This is a genomic window from Planococcus sp. CAU13, from assembly GCF_000775575.1.
In the GTDB taxonomy this organism is placed as follows: domain Bacteria; phylum Bacillota; class Bacilli; order Bacillales_A; family Planococcaceae; genus Planococcus.
In genome coordinates this window covers 1-2,842 of the sequence record NZ_JRGN01000338.1, presented here as the reverse complement: position 1 = coordinate 2,842, position 2,842 = coordinate 1, and the positions used below count along the sequence as shown (strand labels likewise).

Annotated in this window: 4 protein-coding genes; 3 read left to right on the top strand and 1 reads right to left on the bottom strand. The window is 43.3% G+C overall.

Annotated elements, in window-relative coordinates; genetic code table 11:
* A partial coding sequence (locus KW93_RS17545) for a hypothetical protein (protein WP_033544009.1) occupies positions 1–836 on the top strand: 836 nt, incomplete at its 5' end.
* A 41-nt stretch (positions 837–877) separates the two neighbouring features.
* Here KW93_RS17545 and rnhC read toward each other — a convergent pair.
* Complete coding sequence (rnhC, locus tag KW93_RS15765) at positions 878–1,810, bottom strand: ribonuclease HIII (protein ID WP_033544008.1); 933 nt, start codon at positions 1,808–1,810, stop codon at positions 878–880.
* Positions 1,811–1,908: 98 nt separating this feature from the next.
* Here rnhC and zapA point away from each other — a divergent pair, with 98 nt between their 5' ends.
* Both zapA and KW93_RS15755 read left to right on the top strand, forming a co-directional pair.
* Entirely contained in the window at positions 1,909–2,202 is a 294-nt protein-coding gene (zapA, locus tag KW93_RS15760; protein ID WP_442956629.1) for a cell division protein ZapA, read from the top strand.
* Positions 2,203–2,207: 5 nt separating this feature from the next.
* Positions 2,208–2,744, top strand: coding sequence for a CvpA family protein (locus KW93_RS15755; RefSeq protein WP_033544006.1), 537 nt, complete (start codon positions 2,208–2,210; stop codon positions 2,742–2,744).
* Positions 2,745–2,842 lie beyond the last annotated feature (98 nt).

The window sequence follows — 2,842 nt, the reverse complement described above, 5'->3', positions numbered from 1 at the left end:
AAGAAGAAGAAGAAGCTATTACCGATAGTCGTTCGGATTTATGCGACTTAGTTGAGAACATAGGTCTCCTAGAAAAAAACTTAAGTGAAGGTTCATATGAAGTTCCTCCAGCAGTATTGAACTGTGAAGATGGAGATACCAGCATAATAACTATAACGATGTATAGTACTGGGTACGCCAGTAATGGAACTGATAAGTTAATTGAAGGAAAAATGGAAATAACCCCGCCAGAAATAAAAAGTCCTCCAACTTCTGAAACAGGACCGCCAGAGCCCAGTAAGCCTAAGAATAATACTGGGCTACCAACAATTTCTAAGCCTCCTGCAACAGTTGAAGTTAGGCAATTTTTAGAGACCGATGAACCGTTTGAAATAAATAGAACTGCATATCACTTTGAATCGCTTGTAATTAACTCTCCCTTAGACAATGCTTTAAATATAGCTTCAGGAAAAGGTGGAGAATCACTAACAGTTGCAAAAGATCTATATATTAAGGGGGGGATATATGCAAATAACCACGTTTGCATATATGTACAAGGGAACATTACAATACTTGGAGATATTGATTTGAATGCTCCGCATATGTTAATTCAAGTTTATGGGAATGCCTATTTTAAAACGAAACCGAAATTAAATAACCCTAACTCTGCTCTGCATGTAATTGGTGATACTTATATAGAGAATACTAAGACTTTTGTTACTGATTTCAAAAAACTTACTAAGACTATTAAAGGGTGTTCAAGTTCTATCGATTGGCCGGAGTCCGAAGAAGTGGAACAACCTGGCACTGAGTATAAATGGGACCTCAATAGTGAACTCAATGCAATCTATCATTAAAAATAAAACCTCGAGGAAATTTTCTCGAGGTTTTTCTTATTCTAACTGCGACGCTTTTGTGCCAGCTTAACAGCCTTCCCCGTATTCGCAAAATGCCTCTTCGTAACCTTCCCCAAATACTCCTCACCATACTTCAAAATTATCCTCGCCGCCGCTTCATCCACAATCTTGCCGGCACCTTTCGGCAAAGTCATCCCAACTTCCGCACTCATCCGGTCCATTTCCTCCAGAAATTCGACCCGTGCAATGATCGAAGCGCATGCAACTGAGACGTGGAGACCTTCCGCTTTTGTTGAAAATAGAACATTCTCACGCACTATTTCTTTTTCATCTTTAATATGCTTATAATAAATGCCGCGTTCGGCAAATTGGTCAATCAGAATAGCATCGGGCTTTATCGGATTCATCTTGCGCAGCACATGCTTCAGCGCCTGGTTATGGAGCAGGGATTTTATTTTCCCCTGCGACCAGCCCTGCGCCTGCACTTGATTGTATTTTTCATTTTTCAATGTTAAAACACTGTGTTCGAAAGCCGCACGAAGGTCTGGCGCAATCGCACGCATGTAATCATCGTTCAGCAGTTTTGAATCTTTGACGCCGAGCTCGTGAGCGAGCGCCACTTTATCTCCCGGCACATAACAGGCGGCAACCGTGATTGGCCCGAAGAAATCTCCGGTGCCGGTTTCATCGGATCCGAGAACGGAAAGCTTCGCAAAATCATCCGGCAACGTGTCGCCTTTTGCGCCGGAAACTTTCGTGGCGGCACCTGCAGTTTCGCCCCATTTTCCGGCTTCCCGTTCAGCGCCTGCGCCCTGGAACATGACTTTGCCGGAATTATAGACGGTCACAACCGTATCCGGCAGCTTCGCAGTGAAACGCACATATTGCGCTTTGGCAGGCATTTTTTTATTGTCATAATGGCTGATGATCTGGAGGAGACTTTCCTCGGGTAATTTCAATACAACGTTGGACATGGAAAGGCTCCTTTCTTATGATTCACAAGCAGCTTGTGTTCATGGTATGATTATGTATAGTAATTAAACTGTGCCGGATGAAATCTTCCGGCGCTATTATGCTCTGGCATAATCGATTGGGGGATGGAACATTGTCGGATCAGCAAAGAATTCGCACATCAGTAGAGATCTACGGCCACACTTATAAGATGGTAGGCACTGAAACCTCTGGCCACATGCGTTTGGTGGCGTCTACAGTGGACGAGAAGATGCGTGAGATTCATGCGATGAATCCATCTCTCGACAGTTCCCGCCTGGCAGTTTTGACTGCTGTCAATGCGGTACATGATAATCTTAAACTGAAAGAGCGCATAGAACAATTGGAAAATGAATTGAAAAAACTGAAGGGCTGAAGTGGATGCTAGATATAATTTTATTCATATTACTTATTGCCGGCATCATTGTCGGCGCCAAACGGGGCCTTGTGGTCCAACTGATACATATGGTAGGGTTCATAATCGCGCTGGTCGTGGCATATCTCTATTATAAGCCGTTAGCTGAATACTTTGTGCTGTGGATTCCATACCCGGCAATCACGGACGAATCCAGGTTTACGATGGCCATCGAGCAACTGGATCTTGATCAGACATTCTATCAACTTTTCGCTTTCGCACTTATTTTCTTCGTGGTCAAATTTGCATTGCAGCTCCTTGCATCCATGTTTGATTTCCTGAAATATCTGCCGGTCCTTGGATTCCTCAGCAAAATTCTGGGAGCAATCCTCGGATTCATCGAAGTATACATTTTGCTGTTCTTCTTCTTATATGTATTTGCGCTGCTGCCGATGGACATTGTTCAGACGCATCTCGCCGGTTCCGGGATAGCCCAGGGAATCCTTGAGAATACACCGTATTTCTCTGAGAAAGTGAAAGAATGGTGGTATATTTATATGTAAGCACAGACTTCTCTCTTTGCGGGAGAAGTTTTTTTGAAGTTTTGGGGTATAGACAATAAAAATGAAAGATAACCGATATTCCGCAAAACAGCTTCGCT

What these genes read in the sequence shown, in the direction of transcription:
- zapA (WP_442956629.1), top strand. Translation starts at nt 1,909, where the DNA reads ATGCTCTGGCATAATCGATTGGGGGATGGAACATTGTCGGATCAGCAA.
- rnhC (WP_033544008.1), bottom strand. Translation starts at nt 1,810, where the DNA reads ATGTCCAACGTTGTATTGAAATTACCCGAGGAAAGTCTCCTCCAGATC.
- KW93_RS15755 (WP_033544006.1), top strand. Translation starts at nt 2,208, where the DNA reads ATGCTAGATATAATTTTATTCATATTACTTATTGCCGGCATCATTGTC.